The sequence below is a fragment of the Nocardia sp. CC201C genome, from assembly GCF_030010695.1.
GTDB lineage: Bacteria > Actinomycetota > Actinomycetes > Mycobacteriales > Mycobacteriaceae > Nocardia > Nocardia otitidiscaviarum.
This window is the reverse complement of the sequence record NZ_JASCXP010000110.1, coordinates 1-18,215: the sequence shown is the minus strand read 5'-3', so window position 1 is coordinate 18,215 and position 18,215 is coordinate 1. Positions and strand designations below refer to the sequence as shown.

Here is an 18,215-nt window from a genome sequence, read left to right as displayed (position 1 = left end):
GGTGCCGTGCCGTCGACACCGAGCAAACCGCTCGGCCGGTTTCGAGGGCACGGCATGCCAGATTCTTTCGACTGCAGCGCATTTGGATAACGCCGATTGATATTACCGGTCAGGTCTGCTGCGTGCACCGCCAACGAGCGACGAGCAACACCGCCGCGTAGCACCGCGCATCCGTACAGCTGTCGCGGAGCCATCGAACCGGTTCGTCCACTACCTGTACGCGAAGATCGGGACGCTTCCAACACTGGACGGTCGCGTAGAACGCCGCAATATCCAGGCAATCGAGACAGCACGCCGTCGCGCGGTCGGTCGGCGACCCGGAGCATCACGGACGATGCGTAACGACCGGAACCCGTTCGCCAGGAACGCCTAGCCACGGAGTTGGCACGTTTGCCCGAGATTGGCGCGTTCCGCCCTGGCCGCCCGCCGGGAGCGCCTGCGACAGTGACAGTCGGTATGCGCGGCAGGGCGTCGCGCCGTTCTGATCTTGGAGCGAAATCAGTTGTAGAGCATTCTCATTCGCGGTTCACCGTGCCTGTCGACATGTGATTGGAGATGCCGTGCCCCACACCCGAGAGAGCGCTGTCGCCTACGTGATCACGGCCCTGGAGGCCAAAGGTACTGCGACACGCGATGATTTCGATGTGCCGGGGCTGGTCACCACCTCACGCGCGATCGCTGGGAGCTGGGACCTCGAAGGGATGCCGCCATCGCTGCTCTGGACCCTCGCCGCCAGTCACCTCAGGGTCTAGCGGCTCGGGGTCCAACTCCGGCCCGGCGACCACCGGCGTCCGGCTCGCCACCGCCCAGCGCAGCGTGGCGCGGCGCATGGAGGCACCACGATCGGATCCAGCGGTGCCGCGACGACGCGTCGGGCTCGGGTCAACACGGCGGTCAATCCCCATAGATGCGTGTGATCACGCGCGCGGCCCCCGCCGTCGACCATATCGAGTCGCAGCATCGGGCCGCGATCGCCGTCGATGAGATCGAAGCGGTGATTGGTGGTGACCGCCGAAACGTACGGGCCGCATGTCGCCAGCCCGGCTCCGACCGTCGGTGCGCTGACGAACAAATAGTCGTATAGCCGGGTTGCCTTCAGTTCGTAGCGGCTGGCCACCCGCAGCGCCACATCCGGATCGTCCAGCCAGCGCGCCCCAATCTCCCACAACCGCCAGAACGTCTCGCTGGATACGTGCACGCCGTCCCCGGACAATGCCCACCCGGGCACACCGCACTCCCGGATCATCCGCTCCCGATCGAGTCCCGCCCGCGCCAGCTGATTCAGCACGAAGCGGTGCAACAGCGTCTGATCGGTCCCCACACCCACCTCCCGCACCCGTCGCTGCCAGTCGGTCGGTGCGACATGCTATCTCGCGGCGTGCGAGCCGTGTTCGGAAAATCGGCATCCCGCCCCGCTCCCCGGGCCGGCGACTACGAGCGAGAATCGCTACTACATTTCGTAGTAGACAATGCGCCCCACCTCGTTTACGCTTGCCGTGTCCGATCCCTCCGATAGGCGAATACTCAAGCAGGCCAGGGGTTTTCAACGCAATGACCACGTATGTGACGATCGATATGGTGACCACACCGGACCGTTTCGACGAGTTTCGCGACTTCCTGGCGAAGCACTTGCCGAGCACCCGCACCTTCCCCGGCAACATCAGCGTCGAAGTGGCGCGCAATCAGGAGGAACCGGACCGGGTCCTCCTGGTCGAGAAGTGGCGTTCCCGCGCCGACTTCGATGCCTATCTGGCGTGGCGGCAGGAATCGGGCGTACTGGCCGAACTCGCCGCGTTCGCCGACGGCGAGGTGCGCTTCGGCTTCCACGACCAGATCGCCGTATGAGACCCGTGGCGGCTGTCAGTAGCTCGTAAGCGTCGGGTTCCCGAGCAGCTCGCTCGGGTCGACCGATGACTATTCGCGGCCGGTGTCGTCGATACAGCAGTGGCCTGTGATCGTGCCGTGCGATCGATGGGTCAAGCCCGCGCTGTCGACATGCGACAGCGCCGAACTAGGAGGTTGCCTCGCGTGACGAAGCCGGTTACCCGTGACGAGTTGTGGGCGATGGCCCACGCCGAGCGTGCGGCATTGGCCGATGATCTGGCCGCGTTGGAGGATGCGCGGTGGGCCGAGCGGTCGCTGTGCGGGGACTGGACGGTGGAGGAGGTCGTCGCGCATCTCACCGCGGCGGCGAGTATCGGGCGGTTACGGTGGCTGCGCAGTGTCGTCGGTGTCCGGTTCGATTTCGACGAGCACAATGCGCGGCGGCTGGCCGAGCATCGGGGAGCGACTCCGGCGGAGACCTTGGAGCGGTTTCGGGCGGTGGTCACCAGCACCACCGCCGCGTCGGGGCATACGGCGGCCTGGCTGGGTGAGGTGGTCGTGCACGCACAGGACATCCGACGTCCGCTGGGTCTGCTTCGTGAACCGTCCGTCGAAGCCGCCACCGCCGTCGCACACTTCTACGCGAGCCGCGACTTCACGGTCACCAGCCGCAGCGCGATCGAGGGACTCCGCCTGGAAGCCAGCGACGGCCCGTTCACGACCGGAACCGGGCCCCTGGTCAGCGGTACGACGCTCGCGCTCACCATGGCGATGGCCGGGCGAGCCGTCTACTGCGACGACCTCACCGGCCCCGGCGTGGACACCCTGCGCGAGCGCAGCCTCGGCTAGATCCGCGAACAAGGAGTTGCACCCATGACGACACCATTCCGATTCGGGGTCGTCGCCCCGCTCCGCAGCGACGTGCCGACCTGGCGAGATCGGGTGCGCCGCATCGCCGACAGCGGCTATTCGACACTGCTGGTACCCGACTTCCCGCAGCTGCAACCGGCGCCCGCTCCCCTGCTCGCCACCGCCGCGGCGCTGACCGATCTGCGCGTGGGCAGCTGGGTGTACGCCTCCCCGTTCCGCCCCGCCTGGCTGACCGCGTGGGAGGCGCACTCGCTGACGCTGCTGACCGAGGGCCGCTTCGAGATGGGTATCGGCACCGGCAGGCCCGGAATCGAAGACGAGCTGCGCGACAAGGGCATACCCGACGTTCCGCCGCCGCGCGAGCGGCTGACCCAGATCCGCGAAACCATCACCAGGCTGCGGGAACTCGACGGACCCGACCGTCACACGCCGGTGGCTATGGCGGTCTACGGCCCGAAGGCCCGCGCATTGGCGGCGGAGGTCGCGGATACGGTCACCCTGGTGCTGGGCGATCAGCCGCGCGGCGAGGTCGAGCGGATGACACGAGAGTTCCGCTCCGACAACGCCATCGAACTCGCGCTCGCCGTACCGGTCGTCGGCGACACCGTCGCACCGCACATGGCACCACCCGACACCGATACCGCCGCCCTGCACGCGGCCGACGCGATGACCGTCCTCCCGGACGACCCGGCGGCCGCCGCCGAGGAGATTCAGCGACGACGCGAGGAACTCGGCTTCTCCTGCCCTGTATTCCGACGGCTCCACGGGCTACGAACCAAGCTGCGACACGTACATTCCGCCAGCAGAACCTACGCTGCTGCACTGCGATATCGGCGGCGCCGCCGTGTACACGGATGGCTCATACTCGGCGACCGACCCGCGCTGCTCATACCTCGCCGACGAGCCGAACTCCAACCCGAATCCCGGGGGCGGTTATCCGTACAACCCCGAAGAGGACCGCAACGACGACGGCGTCGTCAACGGGTACGAACGTTGCGGGGTTCTCTGCGGTGACCCACCGACCAGTGGTGATGTACAAACACAGCGCGGCTGCGAAGAGGGCTACATCACTGGACCCAGCTGTGACCGCTACCGTTAGGCCGCAGCGGCGTGGAATCGGGCCGACGGAACCAGACATCTGTCGGCTGACCAATCACGGCGAATCCCCCACGCCGAATCCGCCACTGGAGACCTACGCTGGTGGCGACGGAACGCCGCATATCTCTGTGGGAGAACGGAGCTCGCCACGCTGAGCCGCCTTTCAGCTCAGCTGGTGCGTGTCATGATTCGGTCCGAGAGTGCGCACAGTCGCGTGATCACCCCGCTGTCGACGGGCGATTGTCGGGAGCCTCCCGATGGCGGCTGAGCGCTCTGGGCTGCTGCGTTCAGGAAACGAGTCGCATGGGCGGTACCGAGGGTTCGGTCCAGGGCGCACAGCGCACCGAGTGCCGGCACGCGGCTGTAGCCGGACTTCGCCGGGCCGGCTGGGCGGGTGAGGTAGGTTACGAGGACGTCCACGTCGGCGGGCGTACCGAAGCGGGCGAGTGCGAGGCAGTAGCCCCAGCCGGCGTGAACGAGTTCATCGGCAAGCAACAGCTCAGCGAGTTCTGCTCGAAAGTCGGTCCGTTTGTCGAGACCGATCAGCCAGGACGCGGTCAGCCGTGGTCGCCAGTCGAACTCGAGCAGCGTGCGTAGTTCGTCGTCGGTGATCTCGCGTGCGTCTCGAGACAAGCTCGCCTCGAATTCGCGTCGGTCGGGGTGATCACGCAGCAGGTTTGCGCCGCGAAGTCTCATGTAGCGGCCGGGTGGGGCGCAATCGCCGATGACCCACCGTCGTATCAGTGCCAGACTCGGCTGATCTGCGGGTAACCGGAAGCTCATCACGCCATCCTGCCCTGGCCCCTGGCAAACCAGGCGCGGAGCGCGACGAAGTCGCTGTGCCGCAGACCGACTCGCGGGTCGACGCGGTACACGAGTGCCCCACCGGGGTGATGTTCGGCTACCCATACCCGGTCGTCGTCGCCGATCTCGTCGTCGATCCAGATGAACGACGCTCCGGCGGACCGCTCGACCAGAGTGCGTGTCTTCCAGTGCAATCCGAACCATTCGTCGATGCGATCGTCGGTGCGGTCGCACCATTCGACCACCGGCAGTTCGGGTAGACCCAGGAGTGGACCGATGGAACGGTTGGCCTCGTTCCCCCAAGTGGTGGCCCAGACCAGATCACCGGGCAGGCCCGACAGCAGCGGACCCAGAGTGGGGTCGACTCGTTCGATGAGCGGGTTCACGGCGTGCTGCGCTTCTCGTAGAGTCGAGTCCTCTTGGTAACCTTCGGGCTTCGCACGGAAGGGTATGAGCGGTCCGTCGACGTCGAGAAAGATCAGTGGGCGGCGGTCCGGAGTCATACTGGTGGAAGACTACAGCAGCGGAACTGGCCCCAATCGCAGGTCAACGGGTCGAATCAGCCGGAATGGTTGCCTGACAAGGCTTCACCTCGCAGCCCTACAGATCGTGACAGAATCGGGCACATGACGCCGGTCCCAGAAGGCCACCCAATTCCCATTGAGCCGAGCGGCTACGACAACATCGCCGACGGTTACACGATCGAGAACGAGACCGGACTCCTGCACGCATACTACAACCGGCCCGCGATCCTGGAACTCGCTGGGGACGTCGCCGGGCGGCGAATCCTCGACGTCGGCTGCGGCTCAGGACCGCTGTTCGCCGCAGACGCGCAACCGGATCGACGAATGGACCATGGGCGGTCAGACCGCCCGCCTGAGTTTCTGGGACCGGCCTTTACATGCGATGACAGACGCCTTCACCACGGCTGGGTTCCACATCAGCGTTATCAGCGAACCTCCGGCCCTGCCCGCCGCCCGCGATCTGATTCCCGAGGTATTGGGCGAAAGCCTCGATAACAGATTCCTGTGCTTCTTGTTCTTCGTCCTGCACGCCAACTGATCCACTCACCACAGCTCGAATTCCGGCTCGTCCGATTCGAGCATCGATGCCAGTTCCCCAGCGTCGATCGTGCGCCGGTCGGGGTTGTCGAGGAAGTAGCGGAAGGTCGAGAGCAGGGCGTTGGGGTCGACGGACCAGCTCAGGGTGTTGATGATCCAGATAGTGGGGCGTAACTGCCGTCCCCAGGCGCCGGAGCGTTCGATCGGCCCGTTGCGGTGCAGCTCGGACCGGGCAGTTCGGCAGGTGAATTTCAGTGATGATTCCCGCGACGCCCACGGGCGCGGGACCAGTTCTACGTCTTCGATGTCGTCCCAAGGGAATTCGTGCACCAGCGTTCCGCCGGTAATGGTCAGGCTCACCGGGGAGAAGGTCATCGTGTAGGCGCGCAACACCACCAGCCGTTGCACGATCACATACGCGGTGAGCGCGATGACCACGACTCCCAGGATCGCGAAGAACGGACCCCCGCCGTGCAGCCCGTTATCGAGGGCCGCGGCCCCGAGTCCGACGCCGGACAGCACCGCGATCAACTGCGGGTCGCGTAGCCGCTGCGCGTGCAGAACCGGTGGGGCCGAACGGCTCTCCACTGTCGTTCGACGCGGAAACACCCACCCCAGTACCATCATGATCCCGACCGCTGCGAGCATCGTGCCCGTCGGCTTGTCGGCGAGGCTGCCCACGACCACCAGCACCGCGCCGAGAAGCGCGTACCAGACGCTCAGGCGCATCGAGTGCGGCCAAGCCCTGATCGGCACGTACCCCTTCGGCGGAACGACGTAGTCGTCGTGCACGGACATCCCTCCCACTCCGTCGACAGCACTGCGTGGTGGAAAGGGACGAACCTCAGCAGCATACACCGCTACAAGATCCGGCTACCCAAGCGAATTCCACTGGCGCGCAATACCAATGAGACCGCAATATCAAAGAGACTCTGATCGACGCGGCCATCCCGTCCGCGCGGAAACGCGGCGGCCGGCTCAGCTGTCGGGCCAGCTCAGCCCCGCGAACCCCGGAACCGCATCCGATCGGAGTTCGAGCACCGGAATCGGCTTGCCTATCGGGTTTCCCATCTCGTCGAAGGCGATCGAACCGCTCGCACCGCTGATCGCGGACCGGCCGTGCAATCTGTTCATGACCTGTAGCACATCGGTCGCGGCGACGTCGGTGACGGTGTCGCCCGCCGCGCTCCGGATCGACCACGCGGCCGCCTGCACCGCGTCGTAGGCGATGATGGCGACTCCGTCGTCGAGCGAATCCCCCGGAAACAACGTGGGGTAGCACGTATCGCAGGAGTCGGTGAACTTGGCGATCGAACCCGCGCTGAAAGCCTCCGGCCGAACCTGCCACGCCTGCGGGTGCGCCAGCCCGGTGAAGACCACGCGCACACCGCTGTTCAGCGTGCGGCTGACCGCATCGTCCGGTGCGGCGTACTGCGACAGATCGTCGGCGGTGGCCACGGTGATCGGCCAATCCGTGCACTGACGCTCCGCCAGTGCCTTGATCAGCAAGGTCGCGTGTGCTCCGCGACCGGCGAAATACAAGACGTCGGGTCGGGCCGCGCAGATATTGGGCAGCATGAGGGAGAACGCGTTGGCCACACTGCCGGCGTCGGACAAATACCACTCCGTCGGGGCGGCGAGTCGATGATCGGCATCGACGAAGCCCTCCGAGAACGCGGTGGCGAGCGTCTGCGGGTAGTGGTCGCGGGGATTTCGGTCCTGTACCAGCAGGGCCGTGCGGTGCTGCGGTTTCAGATAGTCCGCGACGGCGCGCGCCTGGGCGGAGTTGGTCGGCGACACCCGGACGAAACCGCCGATACCCGTCAGATCGTCCGCGGTGAGGGTGGAGGCGAACACGGGCATCCGCGATTCGGACAGCTCCTCCATCGCCTCCCGGGCATTCTCGGTGCTGAGCCCGATTCCGGTGACGGCGACAATGCGATCGCTGTCCGCGCGCCGACGCAATTCGTCGACCACCCGCTGCCAATCCCGCAGTCCACTACCGGGATTGGCAAGCAGCAGCCGGATGAGCGGCCTACCGCCGCTCGCGGTCACGTCATGGTTCACGGCGTGCTGGGCGAGGTAGGCACCCTGCAGTTGATGGCGCACCCAGGGCATCGTCACCTCATCCCCCGGCCGCAGCGTCATCGGCAGCAGGACCGCAACGCTGACGTAGTTCTCGTCCCGGCGTGCGACGTCCTGGTTCTCCGCGTGGATCAGTCGCTGCACGTCGTCGAGTTCCGGAGCGAAGACGTAGTTGCCGTCGGTCACGCCCGTACATTCACCGGATTCGCCGGTACGGGTCACGCCCGCCCCGCACGCACGCAGCGCGTCCCGCACCGACGGAACCACGACGAACGCCGCGACCAGTGCGATCACCACCAGCACGGTGCCACCGACGATCCACGCCCACCGGCGCCACGGCGGTCGCGGTGGCGCTATCGGTTCGCTTCGACCGCTCATCGATACCTCTCCGCACGCTCGTACAGCACCATGGACCCGCTGCCCCGCCCGATCGCCAGATGCTGGAGCTCGCTGCGGATCATGGCGTGCAACGTCGCATCCGGATCGCCGAGCGGATCGTGCGTGATCCAGAGTGCGGCGGTCAACCAGCCCAGGCTGCTGCCCAATTCGTCCTCCGGCTCACCGACAATCGGCTGGATCTGGTCGATGGGCGCGACATCGGTCGCGAGCCGGTTCGGCGCGGAGGTGATGAGGTCCAGGTCCGCCAGCCACGCCGTCGCGGCCGCGACATCGAATTCGGTGCCCGGCGCGTCGAAGGGCCGACGCAGGTAGGCGACCACGGCGGGCACGTTCGCCAACGCCAGGTCGTGATAGCACGCCTCCGCTGTCCGCTCCCGCCGCGCGAGGCTGTCGCGGCAGATCGAGTGTGTGGCGACCCAGTCGCGCGGATCGTCCGCTGCTCGCTCGGACAACTCGGACAACAGGATTCGACGCAGCCACGGATTGACGCGAAAGCCGACACCGGGCTGTTCCCGGATCCACAGGTGGTTACGCAACTTCTCCACCAGCGCGGCCGCGTCCGGACGGGCGGAGTCCAGCAATTCGGGTTCGTACAGCATGTCGATGGTGTGGGCCGCGCTCGCCGTGACGAGGTCGCGACGTTCGGCGGCGTGGTCGAAATCCCGCAGCAGATGTTCGCGCGCTTTCTCCGATACCGTCGGCGGCTGCTCGGAGGTATGACCGGGCAGGGTCGAGGGCGGCACTCGCAGGGTCATGACCTGCCGCAACCGCGTCGGCCTCTCCTGGTAGCCGCAATTCGACGCGGCGCCGAGCACATCGATGGCACCGCCGGGATGGCCGTCGGTCAGTCGATGCACGAAACCGACGAGGGTCGCGTCCGGACGCATGCCGCGGGCGGCCGCCACATCGGCGATCTGCTCGGGTGCCAATCGTCCGAGATCGACGAGGTACCAGGGCAGCCACGGGCAGGGGGCAGATTCGCGGTGCTGATGCCAGTCCGCGGTGATATCGGTGAGCATGCGCGGTGCGGGCATGTTCAGCCCACCGGTCAGCTGTGTCGATGGATGCCGTGGGCCGCGCGGCAGCTGACTGCCCGGATGGTGCCAGCCCTCGCTCCACCGCGGCATCCAGGTCCGGCTGGTAGCGAACACCACCATCGGATCGTTCTCCGCATCCGACCGGTACCGGCTGCGCTCCAGTGCGGACAGGAACTTCCGGCCCGTGGGTGTGTGCGCATTGTCCAGCAGAACAACGCAATTGAGGGTCCGCCTGCTCCGGTTGAACCCGGAGTAGGCGTGCCGCAGGTCGCCGAGGAACGCCTCGCAGAAGATGGTGTCGACCTCGCCGCGCTCGGCTTCGCCCTCGCCGTGCGACCACCGGGCCAGATCTATCAGGGCGTCCTCGGGACCGTCCTCGACGGCGGAAAGCCGACCGATGTGCCGTAGCAGCCGCCGCCGGTCGAACCATCCCAGACCTCGCAGCAGCAACCCGGTCGCCGACGAAACCCAGGGCGGCAGACCCGATCCGCCCGCTACCACCCCGTCAGCGAATTCCACCAGCTGTGTGATGGTGCCGTGGTTACGTTCGATCGGCTGGCTCCCGGCGACGACTCGTCGCAACCCGTCGAGAGCACGCCGACGATCGTCGGCGTCGGTGTGGATCGAACTGCCGACGACCAACAGGCACAGCCACAGTCGCGGAAAAGCCAGCCGACCGAACTGCGTCCGACGGCGGCTCAGCCCGAACGCCAGTTCACCGAGCACTTCACTCGGCTCCGCCTCTCGATGCTCGAAATCCACATACACGTGCGGTATCTCCCGGCATCGATACCGAATCTCGCTCAGCAGCGCCGTCTTTCCGGTACCTCGCGGACCGACCGCGACCACGATCGGAGAGTCCACATCGTGCCCCCGCGGCCGGGCGAGCAGATGTTCGAGAAACCACCCGGTGAAGGGGCGGGTGCCCGACAGCCGCGGTGGATCCATCGCCATCCCCACCCGCTCCAGAGCTCATCCGATTCCGATCGATGCGTACCGGAGATGCTAGTCACCGCAGCCGAACCGAACGCCCGGTGCTGCACACCGTCGTCAACTCGTAACACTGCCGCCGAGGTCGCGCAGGCGGGGCGTGACTCGACATCGCGAATCAATCTGGAAGGCATCACGTTCGGAGTAGGATCACGTTCGGCGTGGCCGTCTCAGGTTCGGGTCCACCCCGAGAGGCCCGACGGTGGTTCGCCCGATCGAGGGGATGTGCCGATGTCAGACCCGCGCGCTTACACGGTTTTGATCGCAGTGCCCGCGCTCTTCGCATTCGGGTCCGGTACCGCTACCGCGGCACCGCAGCACCCCGACCTCCCCCGACCCGTCGTGGGCAGCTTCGACGCGGCCGAGACACCCACCGCGACGCGGGATCTCAACCACCTGCGGATCGGTTCCCAGACGATTCCCCTGCCCGAGGGGATCGACCCCGGTCTCCGGGAACAAGCGCAGAACTCCGTGGACGACGCGCAACGGCGGATCGCCACCGCCTACGACGATATCGGCTTCCCTCGCAACGAATCCGACCGCCGCACCGCGTCCACCGCGGCCGGTGCCGTCATCGGCGCCGTGGTCGGCAAGGTCGTCGTCTTTCCCTTGGAGATCGTGGGGTGTGGAGTCGGCGCGACGGTCGGCGCGATCGCCGGTGGCGTCATCGGCGGGCTTCCGACCGTGGGTGCGGGCGTCCCGGTCGGCGCGGCGGTGGGCGGGCTGGCGGGCTGTCTGCTCGGGGGTCTGGCGGTGGCCATCCCGGTGGATGTGGTCGGCCTGGTCGGCGGGGCCGTTATCGGCGGAACCATCGGTGGCGCATTGGGCTCCGGCACCGAACCGACTTCTACAGACGTACCCACACCCAGCGCTAACGCCTCTGTGCCCCAGACTGATTCGCCGACTCCCGCGCCAGTGGACGCCTTCGCCGCGGTCAGCCCCGATACCACCAGCGCGATCACCTCGCTCGACGCCGCGATCGACGCGATGCCACCGCTCGCCCCCGACACGCTGGGTCCTCTGACCCAGTCAGCGAACGACCTGCTCGCGGCGGTGCAGGCCGCATTCTGAGCACTCCCTCGGACGATACGTACGGAGTCCTGTGCCGCAGACCCGTGCTCGACCCGACACCGCCGCCAATTCCGGAACCACGTCACGGCGAGCGGCCCCACGTCGCGTCGCTCCGGCTATCGAGGGTTCTCGGCGGCTGTGGCGACGTGCTCCGACATCGCCGCGGCCCACGACGCACCCTCTTGTTCGAATCGTCGTGCCAGCACTCGCCAACGGCCGGGATCGAGGGGGTCGACGACGAGAGCCTGTGTAGGCGACAGGTGTGCCAGCACAGCCTGCGGCGGATTCAGCAGTGTGGCGGTGCGCCATCCGGGATACCGCCAGGACGGCGGCAGCTCACCGTCATGCTCCAGCAGCAACCGTGGCACCACCATTCGCTCGTGCGCGAATCGGTCGCCGGTGCTGTCGCCCTTACGACGGAACACCTCCGCCTGCGAGCGTTGGTGCGCGACGACTCGGGACATGTCCACTGTGCCGTCGAGCCGCAGCATCGCACAGAGAACGGCGTAGTCGGCGTCGAGTTCGGTGAGTTGACCGTGAACGGCACGTGCTCCGAGCGGAATACGATCGGAAATCCATTGCAGCACATACAGTGTGCACTGAATGACGCCAACCGCCCGGGTCAGGGCAATGAACCACGCGTCGATATCGGAGGCCCCGCGCGCATCCGCCAGTCGCAACCATGGACGCTCGATGAGGCCGGTCAGTGCCGCAGACGCCGATCTGGAGACGCGGGCGGGCCGGTCGGGCTCGGTGAGCGGCGCGTGCGCCCAGTCGTTCATGGTCGCCGGCACCTGACCGTCGAAGTAGCGGCGAGCCAACTCCTCCGGAGTGTCGGTGTCACGTATCGCCCACAGCAGCAGCGTGAGCGCTCGCGCCGCCCCGCGAGCGTCGCGGCACAAGCCGCTCTCCACCATGTCGACGACATAGTCCGTTGCGGTGGTGAGACTTCCGCACTTCCAAGCATGATGCAGCGCGGCTCGCTGTAGGCGCGCCGACTCCAACACATAGCTGTCGCCGTCGGACTGCCGGCTCGACCCCGAGTTCCGGCGCACCTCGGTGTGCGCCTCCCAGCGCACGAAAAGGTCGAGAAGCCAGTCCGACGGCGGGTAGTGCGGGCGCTCGGAAAGGTAGCCACTCAGTTCGACGGCGGATGAACCGCCGACAGCGTGGTGCAGGAACGGTGTCCGCATAGCGGTGAACCGCAGACCGGTCGCCCGCTCGAGGTCCTGGGCGAAGGAATAGACGACACCGTGTCGCGAGCGCCGCACCGACACCCTGTCGGCGGCGTTCGGCGTCACCGCCTCGAACGCACTGACGAGCAATGCCTCTTTCATCAGAAAGGCGAGCACCTCCGCGAGGGTGTCCAGCCCCCGGACACCGCGATCGACCATGAACCCGATCGGGATCATCACAGCACCCCGAGCCCGCCGACCACCCCGACGATGTCACCACCGTTTCGCCGTGCCGCCTGAAATCCCTTGAGCAGCCATTCCCGAATGGGGCGCGCGGTGGTCCGCTCGTACTCCAGACCCGCCTGGGTCCAGTGCACACCGAGAGCGTCCAGGAACTTTCGCGGCTTGGTGTGCTGGGCCATCTCCTCGATATCGGCGAAAACCGTGCGCAGATGGCTGCGGACCGCGTACGAGTTCTCCTGGGGCAGGGGGAGAAACACGCCATCGGTCGATTCGGCGAAGTCGCCGAACACGACCAGCCCCGGTGGGCGCGGCACGCGTCGCCCACCGTCGAACAGCGTGCGCAGCAACTCGTACGATGGATTCACTCCGCGCTGGATCTCTCCCCACCCGCCGGTGACGCTGCCCGAGACCGGAACCACGATCGGCGCGGGCTGGTGCCACGTGAACATGACCAGAATGTCCGGCCCGCTGTCATCGGCGAGCGTGCACCCCTGTACATAGTCGGCGACCGGCCGGTCCGCGACCGGATCGAACGCCAGGAAGCACACGGTCGAGTAGTCCCTGCGCAGCCGCGCCAGGTTCTCCGCCTCCAGCAGACTGGACAGCTGCCTGACATTCCCTCCGTCGAAGCGGGCGTCGGAGGTGGCCTCCTCCAGGATGGCCTGCACCGAGATCACCAGCACAGCGAGAACAGTAGCGATACCGGTGGCTCCGCGCGGTCGTTCGGCCAGCTGGTCGCCAATCGGCCCACCCGATTCGGTGGCCCGGGATCGGGTCACGCTCAGCGGTAAGCCCTGGGACGGAACGATTCTCACTTCCACCGTCTCGATCGGGCGAGGCTCCAGATGACCACGCTGAGGTCTTTCGCGCAGCTTTGCGGGTCCATCGGCCCCTGTTCCGGATGCCGGACCGGCCGAGACTGGGAGGTGCCCGACACCTAGCACGGAGGCAACATCATGAAGGTCGAAGAACTCCTCGCGGCCGCGAAGGACAACGCCACGGTGAAGCGCGTCTACGCCGAACCGGTCGAGCGGGACGGAATCACGGTGATCGCCGCCGCCGCGGTCTCCGGCGGCGCGGGCGGCGGTGGCGGCCACGACAAGGAGGGGCAGGAAGGCTCCGGCGGCGGCTACGGCATCGGAGCCAAACCGGTCGGCGCGTTCGTGCTGCAGGACGGGCAGTTGCGCTGGCAACCTGCCGTCGACGTCAATCGGGTGATCACCGTCGCCGGATTCGTCATCGCCGTCGCGATGATCATCGGTGCGCGCATCGCCAGAGCGCACGAACGGTAAGTGTTCAAGGACGTTCGCCGGGTTGTCGTCCGACGAGACGGCAGCCCGCCGCGTCCGTGATCACTCCGGAGTCGAGTGCGCCGCACCGTGCTACCGTGGCGACGAGTCCACCGTACGAGGTTGTGATGCGAAGCTACAGCGACTATCTGCGTTGGCTGTACCGAACCGGTCGACCGAATTGGTTTGCCCGGGTGCAGAATCGAGCATCGGCGTGGGTGTTCGCGCTCGGCGTCGCCCCGCGCAGGGTAGCCGCGCTCGGCATCGTGGGACGGCGCAGCGGACGGCTCATCTGGTTTCCGATCGTCCTGACCGAGGTCGACGGCGAACGGTATGTGGTGTCGATGCTCGGTCCGAACGTCAACTGGGTGCGCAATCTGGCCGCGGCCCACGGCCGGGCGGTACTGCGCCACGGCCGCCGCGAGGACGTCCGACTGACGGAGGTGGAACCGGCACACAGACCTCCCATCCTGCGGCGCTATGTCCAGATAGCGCCGGGCGCGCGCCCGCACATCCCGGTCGGGCGCGACGCGCCTCTCGCGGACTGGCAGCGCATCGCCGCCGATTACCCGGTCTTCCGGATCACGCGGTAGGACAGCCCGGCGTCATCCGCTCCGCGCCGACTGCGCCGGATCGGGCAGATCCGCGCTCGCAACGAGGTCCTCGGGCCACTCACCCCACACGCCGGTACGCAAGGCACGAGTATGCCCCTCCCCGACAGCGCGCAGCGCAGCCGTCCACGCCGCCGGTTCGACCACCTCGGCAAGGTTCAGGCCCGGTAGCGCAGCGAGTACGGCGCGCAGACTCGGATGCAGCGACTGATGCACTACCGCTCCGCCGCCGTCGGTGACGGTCAAGACGCCGATCGGGACCGCCGACCGTGCCAGCCGCGCCACGACCTCCAGCTCTCCCCCACTCGCCGCACCGAAACGATCGACGACGTCGCCGCAATGCTCGGCCAGCCGCAATCGGATGCACCGGCGAGCGATATCGCACTCACCGGCACCCAGCCGCTCGGTCAACTCGGCCATGGTCGGCGGCCGCGCCGCGGACCATCCCGTGGTCAGTACCTCATCGGCGGCCGCGCCCCACAGCGGCAGCCTGTGCCGCTGGTGGGTTTCCCTGACGAAGTCCTCCCACTCGAAATCCGGCGCGGCCGCCATCCTGCCCAATGCCCCCAGCGCCGATTTCTCCGCATACGCATTGTCGAGCAGCCATCGCGCCCGCGTTCGGACACCGGTCACCGTGCGCTCGCAGAGATCGGCGATATCGTCATCGTCGAGGCCGCGCGCGAGCGCATCGAACAGCAACGCATAGTCCTCGGCGGTCCAGGGTTGGCCTTGGCGGGCTGGGCGGTCGGTGACAGTCATCGAATCCCCTCACATTCGTCGTAGGCATCGCGCCGATTCCGGCGGCGCACAGCACGCCGTATTCCTGTGGTGACCAAAGGAATATGAACGAGATGCCACCACCATCGTCAGCCAGCGCACCGACAAGGGGATCTGTTGCACGGGATAGGTGATAAATCGAGCCACGTCAGGCAGATACGACGGCTCGTGGCGCCCCGGTGGACTATCTTCGCCCCACCCGACCAACACACGTGATCGCTGCGCAGTTGGAGTGTTCACACGAGAGAAAGGTTGGATCGCTGTGTCCGCTCCGAGGCTGCGCAAGGGACAGCATCAGCCGTTGCCACCGCATACATCACCAGCGATGCGACCACCGAAACGGCCCTGTTCTGCGGCGAGGTCTACCGCCATGGCGACGAATGGAAGATCCGGCCGGTCGGGCAGGGATTGGACTCCGGGCTCGCTTGTCTGGCAACGGATTTCAGCGTGAACGTCGACGAAGACTTCGACCACGAGCGTGTCGACGAGACCGTGCGACACGAGGCCGGTGATCGATACCGGCTGTGGACCCAGGCCAGGACATTCTGCGAATACGAACTCACCATCGAGCCCCCGTTTCTGCCGGCCCTTCGTAGCCCGTTCCCACAGGACTTCCTGACCGACGGCGACGAGCTGCGACCGATCGTCGAGCTCGTCCCCGAGCCCGGCGGCGACCGAGGCGAATGGGCGGTATCGGTTCGGGCGGGCGGCCGCACGGTCGCGTACCTGAACGACGAGGATGCTCCGCGTTGGGCATCACCGACGACGCGGAGCAGAACCTGCCGTTCGGCGACTACGCCGAATGGTCGGACATCGCCGCCAGCGGTCAACACCTGCAACTGGCCACCGCGTGGGCTCCCCTCTCCTGACACTGTGGTGCTCCCGACAAGTGCGTCTTAGCCAGGGCAGACTCGACGCGTATCTGTGACTGAAGTAGCGTTCGATCTCATTTCTGGGGCGAATCCGCCCGAGAATCGGACTGCGAAACCCGCATAGACACCCGTTCCTCCCGTCCGAGACCTCTCGAGCCGACAATCGCGCCCCGCGCTCGGTCCGGCTTGCCCGTTCCATCGATCGTCCCGCTCCGCCCCGAAGTACGTGATCGCTCGTCGTTCCATGGCGTCGGTCACGTCGACAGTGACGGACGCATTGCGACCAGATCGCTGCTGAGGGCGCTCGATTGGAAGCCCGGGGACAGGTTCGATTGTCGCCTCCACACGGGGCTGCTCATCATCTCCCCCGGAGAACACCCACGCATCCATATCCGCCGCGACGGCAATATCCGCATCCCTGCCGCGATTCGCCGAGTCAGTGGGATTCGCCCGGGCGATCGCGTACTCCTGACCGCAGTCGTTCCTCACAACCAACTCGTCATCTTTCCTGCTTCGGTGCTCGACGCATTGGTGATACAGCGCATTACCGACGGCCGAACCGGAGGTCAGCGATGACCAATCCGGCACCCACGTCCGACATCGGCACCGCCATGCTGCTGATCGATCGACTCGGGGTAACCCTCGACGATTTACGCGAAGCGTCGAATAGTCAGCACCGGATACCGACCTTCGCCGAGTACATCACCACCGTATACAACGCGATGCCGGCGACGGTCACTCGCGACATGTATATGAACTATTGGAAGAGGCTCTGGCCGGACAAGCGACTCGACGAACCCACGGTCACCGACTTCAAATCACTCATCGAATCGACTCGTCATCAGCGCCGAATCCGCCGCAACGACCGCGGCGGCCGCTACTCCAGCGAGCACTTCTACCATGCGATCCGCTGTCTGTATCGGTTCGCGGTCGATGACAGGTACATCTCCCGAGCCGACGATCCCTCAGCGCGGTTGGAACGGCCCAGGCCGCTGCCGTCCAACCGCCGGGCGCTGCCGAATGATGTACTCGCGGCGATCAACCGCGCGGCAGGCGAGGGCGGAACCGATCCGCATCTCGACAGCCTGTTGATCAGACTCCATACTGAAACAGCGTGCCGACTCGGAGGCGCACTGGCATTGCGCATTCACGACCTTGATCCGACGCAGTCGCTGATCCTTCTCCGAGAAAAGGGCCGGACCGAACGGTGGCAGCCGGTGACACCGACATTGATGGCCGCCCTGCAGAACCACCACGCGGAGCGCATCCAGTGCTTCAATCCGAACAGGCACAAGACCCGCAACGGACGCCTCCTCCGGGAAGACTGCGCCCAATCACTTCTTCGATACCGCGATGGAATGCCGATCACCAAACGCCGGTACGACGTCCTGTGGAAACGCATCGGGCAGCAGGTGCCTGTCGTCGCCACTCATCAGATAACAACCCACTGGCTCCGGCACACCACCCTGCGGTGGGTCGAGCGGAACTACGGCCATTCGGTGGCGAAAGCCTACGCGGGACACACATTTCAGAACACTCTCGGAGCCACGACCACCTACACGCGGGCAGGAATCGAGGAAGTGGCGGCGGCTCTGGTGGCGATGACCGGGGAACCCCACCCGCTTGCCTCCGGCCCCGGACTGATGTGGCACGACGTCGACCAAATTGCACTCGAGATCACTCGATCTTCCGAGTAGCCCGCAGCGAAACAAGCCTGCGGGGTTACCCCCAGTCGGTTCACCAATCCCCGCCGCTTGCACAGGGTCACTGCCGGGGTGCGTACAACGGCGTGGTTTGGTCGCACCGCCGTCAGACAGCCCTCCGCAATGTCGATGGCTGTGGCCGAGACGTATCAGGTGCCAGGTCGAGGTCACCTATCAGCCCAGAGCGATGGTTCGGGTGGCTCCGGTAATGTGCTGGTGATGAGTTCGGGCGGGCGGCGGAACAAAGGGCCTGGGGCGGCGGCGGGGAATCGGGCGGCGATTGTTGCGGCGGCGCGGATTCTGTTC

The 18,215-nt window shown here is 66.5% G+C and carries 18 protein-coding genes and 1 pseudogene; 10 read left to right on the top strand and 9 right to left on the bottom strand.

Translation table 11 applies throughout. The features are described 5' to 3' along the window. Positions 1 to 560 precede the first annotated feature (560 nt). Entirely contained in the window at positions 561 to 752 is a 192-nt protein-coding gene (locus tag QK444_RS14245) for a hypothetical protein (protein ID WP_282780520.1), read from the top strand. Here the strand turns inward: QK444_RS14245 and QK444_RS14240 are convergent. Beyond that, on the bottom strand, positions 749 to 1,321 hold the full coding sequence (locus QK444_RS14240) for an AraC family transcriptional regulator ligand-binding domain-containing protein (RefSeq protein WP_282780519.1): 573 nt from the start codon (positions 1,319 to 1,321) through the stop codon (positions 749 to 751). The two genes, QK444_RS14245 and QK444_RS14240, sit on opposite strands and share 4 nt — an antisense overlap. Before the next feature lie 230 nt (positions 1,322 to 1,551). Between QK444_RS14240 and QK444_RS14235 the strand changes: the two genes are divergently transcribed. The 3 genes from QK444_RS14235 to QK444_RS14225 all read left to right on the top strand — a co-directional run bounded on the left by QK444_RS14235 (position 1,552) and on the right by QK444_RS14225 (position 3,708). After that, positions 1,552 to 1,845 (top strand): antibiotic biosynthesis monooxygenase family protein, encoded by a 294-nt coding sequence (locus QK444_RS14235; RefSeq protein WP_282780518.1) that lies wholly within the window; start codon positions 1,552 to 1,554, stop codon positions 1,843 to 1,845. 183 nt (positions 1,846 to 2,028) lie between these two features. Beyond that, the gene (locus QK444_RS14230; RefSeq protein ID WP_282780516.1) at positions 2,029 to 2,673 is read left to right on the top strand and encodes a maleylpyruvate isomerase family mycothiol-dependent enzyme; all 645 of its coding nucleotides are present in this window, start codon (positions 2,029 to 2,031) and stop codon (positions 2,671 to 2,673) included. Positions 2,674 to 2,697: 24 nt separating this feature from the next. Next, entirely contained in the window at positions 2,698 to 3,708 is a 1,011-nt protein-coding gene (locus QK444_RS14225; protein WP_282780514.1) for an LLM class flavin-dependent oxidoreductase, read from the top strand. A 252-nt stretch (positions 3,709 to 3,960) separates the two neighbouring features. Here the strand turns inward: QK444_RS14225 and QK444_RS14220 are convergent, their stop codons facing one another. Next, on the bottom strand, positions 3,961 to 4,575 hold the full coding sequence (locus QK444_RS14220) for a DUF6000 family protein (RefSeq protein WP_282780522.1): 615 nt from the start codon (positions 4,573 to 4,575) through the stop codon (positions 3,961 to 3,963). Then, on the bottom strand, positions 4,575 to 5,099 hold the full coding sequence (locus tag QK444_RS14215; protein WP_282780512.1) for an HAD domain-containing protein: 525 nt from the start codon (positions 5,097 to 5,099) through the stop codon (positions 4,575 to 4,577). Before QK444_RS14215 ends, QK444_RS14220 begins: the two co-directional genes overlap by 1 nt. A gap of 352 nt (positions 5,100 to 5,451) precedes the next feature. On the opposite strand from QK444_RS14215, the gene QK444_RS14210 reads away from it, so the two are divergent. Then, positions 5,452 to 5,658: a hypothetical protein gene (locus QK444_RS14210; RefSeq protein ID WP_282780510.1), complete on the top strand. Its 207-nt coding sequence runs from the start codon at positions 5,452 to 5,454 to the stop codon at positions 5,656 to 5,658. A 5-nt stretch (positions 5,659 to 5,663) separates the two neighbouring features. On the opposite strand, the gene QK444_RS14205 is transcribed toward QK444_RS14210, so the two are convergent. From QK444_RS14205 to QK444_RS14195, 3 genes are all read right to left on the bottom strand, one after another. After that, complete coding sequence (locus QK444_RS14205; protein ID WP_282780508.1) at positions 5,664 to 6,455, bottom strand: hypothetical protein; 792 nt, start codon at positions 6,453 to 6,455, stop codon at positions 5,664 to 5,666. 180 nt (positions 6,456 to 6,635) lie between these two features. Then, the gene (locus QK444_RS14200) at positions 6,636 to 8,120 is read right to left on the bottom strand and encodes an ABC transporter substrate-binding protein (protein ID WP_282780507.1); all 1,485 of its coding nucleotides are present in this window, start codon (positions 8,118 to 8,120) and stop codon (positions 6,636 to 6,638) included. Continuing rightward, a complete protein-coding gene (locus QK444_RS14195) occupies positions 8,117 to 10,126 on the bottom strand; it encodes a hypothetical protein (RefSeq protein WP_282780505.1) in 2,010 nt (669 codons plus the stop codon). Before QK444_RS14195 ends, QK444_RS14200 begins: the two co-directional genes overlap by 4 nt. A 384-nt stretch (positions 10,127 to 10,510) precedes the next feature. Here QK444_RS14195 and QK444_RS14190 point away from each other — a divergent pair, with 384 nt between their 5' ends. Then, complete coding sequence (locus QK444_RS14190) at positions 10,511 to 11,239, top strand: hypothetical protein (protein WP_282780503.1); 729 nt, start codon at positions 10,511 to 10,513, stop codon at positions 11,237 to 11,239. Between the two features lie 116 nt (positions 11,240 to 11,355). Here the strand turns inward: QK444_RS14190 and QK444_RS14185 are convergent, their stop codons facing one another. After that, complete coding sequence (locus QK444_RS14185) at positions 11,356 to 12,651, bottom strand: hypothetical protein (protein WP_282780501.1); 1,296 nt, start codon at positions 12,649 to 12,651, stop codon at positions 11,356 to 11,358. Continuing rightward, the gene (locus tag QK444_RS14180) at positions 12,651 to 13,340 is read right to left on the bottom strand and encodes a hypothetical protein (protein WP_282780500.1); all 690 of its coding nucleotides are present in this window, start codon (positions 13,338 to 13,340) and stop codon (positions 12,651 to 12,653) included. The genes QK444_RS14185 and QK444_RS14180 overlap by 1 nt, the downstream gene beginning before the upstream one ends. Positions 13,341 to 13,613: 273 nt before the next feature. Between QK444_RS14180 and QK444_RS14175 the strand changes: the two genes are divergently transcribed. Together QK444_RS14175 and QK444_RS14170 are read left to right on the top strand one after the other, a co-directional pair. Further along, complete coding sequence (locus QK444_RS14175; protein ID WP_143981355.1) at positions 13,614 to 13,949, top strand: spore germination protein GerW family protein; 336 nt, start codon at positions 13,614 to 13,616, stop codon at positions 13,947 to 13,949. 191 nt (positions 13,950 to 14,140) lie between these two features. Continuing rightward, entirely contained in the window at positions 14,141 to 14,539 is a 399-nt protein-coding gene (locus tag QK444_RS14170) for a nitroreductase/quinone reductase family protein (RefSeq protein WP_282780497.1), read from the top strand. A gap of 12 nt (positions 14,540 to 14,551) precedes the next feature. Here the strand turns inward: QK444_RS14170 and QK444_RS14165 are convergent, their stop codons facing one another. Further along, complete coding sequence (locus tag QK444_RS14165; RefSeq protein ID WP_282780495.1) at positions 14,552 to 15,316, bottom strand: hypothetical protein; 765 nt, start codon at positions 15,314 to 15,316, stop codon at positions 14,552 to 14,554. A gap of 270 nt (positions 15,317 to 15,586) precedes the next feature. Between QK444_RS14165 and QK444_RS36475 the strand changes: the two are divergent. Together QK444_RS36475 and QK444_RS14155 are read left to right on the top strand one after the other, a co-directional pair. After that, positions 15,587 to 15,718, top strand: a pseudogene (locus QK444_RS36475) (hypothetical protein); the annotation flags it as partial. Between the two features lie 1,060 nt (positions 15,719 to 16,778). Continuing rightward, positions 16,779 to 17,903 (top strand): site-specific integrase, encoded by a 1,125-nt coding sequence (locus tag QK444_RS14155; protein WP_282780493.1) that lies wholly within the window; start codon positions 16,779 to 16,781, stop codon positions 17,901 to 17,903. Positions 17,904 to 18,215 lie beyond the last annotated feature (312 nt).

Coding starts and splice junctions, on each gene's coding strand:
- QK444_RS14235 (WP_282780518.1), top strand. CDS start 1,552: ATGACCACGTATGTGACGATCGATATGGTGACCACACCGGACCGTTTC.
- QK444_RS14225 (WP_282780514.1), top strand. CDS start 2,698: ATGACGACACCATTCCGATTCGGGGTCGTCGCCCCGCTCCGCAGCGAC.
- QK444_RS14220 (WP_282780522.1), bottom strand. CDS start 4,575: ATGAGCTTCCGGTTACCCGCAGATCAGCCGAGTCTGGCACTGATACGA.
- QK444_RS14215 (WP_282780512.1), bottom strand. CDS start 5,099: ATGACTCCGGACCGCCGCCCACTGATCTTTCTCGACGTCGACGGACCG.
- QK444_RS14210 (WP_282780510.1), top strand. CDS start 5,452: ATGGGCGGTCAGACCGCCCGCCTGAGTTTCTGGGACCGGCCTTTACAT.
- QK444_RS14205 (WP_282780508.1), bottom strand. CDS start 6,455: ATGTCCGTGCACGACGACTACGTCGTTCCGCCGAAGGGGTACGTGCCG.
- QK444_RS14200 (WP_282780507.1), bottom strand. CDS start 8,120: ATGAGCGGTCGAAGCGAACCGATAGCGCCACCGCGACCGCCGTGGCGC.
- QK444_RS14195 (WP_282780505.1), bottom strand. CDS start 10,126: ATGGATCCACCGCGGCTGTCGGGCACCCGCCCCTTCACCGGGTGGTTT.
- QK444_RS14185 (WP_282780501.1), bottom strand. CDS start 12,651: ATGATCCCGATCGGGTTCATGGTCGATCGCGGTGTCCGGGGGCTGGAC.
- QK444_RS14175 (WP_143981355.1), top strand. CDS start 13,614: ATGAAGGTCGAAGAACTCCTCGCGGCCGCGAAGGACAACGCCACGGTG.
- QK444_RS14165 (WP_282780495.1), bottom strand. CDS start 15,316: ATGACTGTCACCGACCGCCCAGCCCGCCAAGGCCAACCCTGGACCGCC.
- QK444_RS14155 (WP_282780493.1), top strand. CDS start 16,779: ATGACCAATCCGGCACCCACGTCCGACATCGGCACCGCCATGCTGCTG.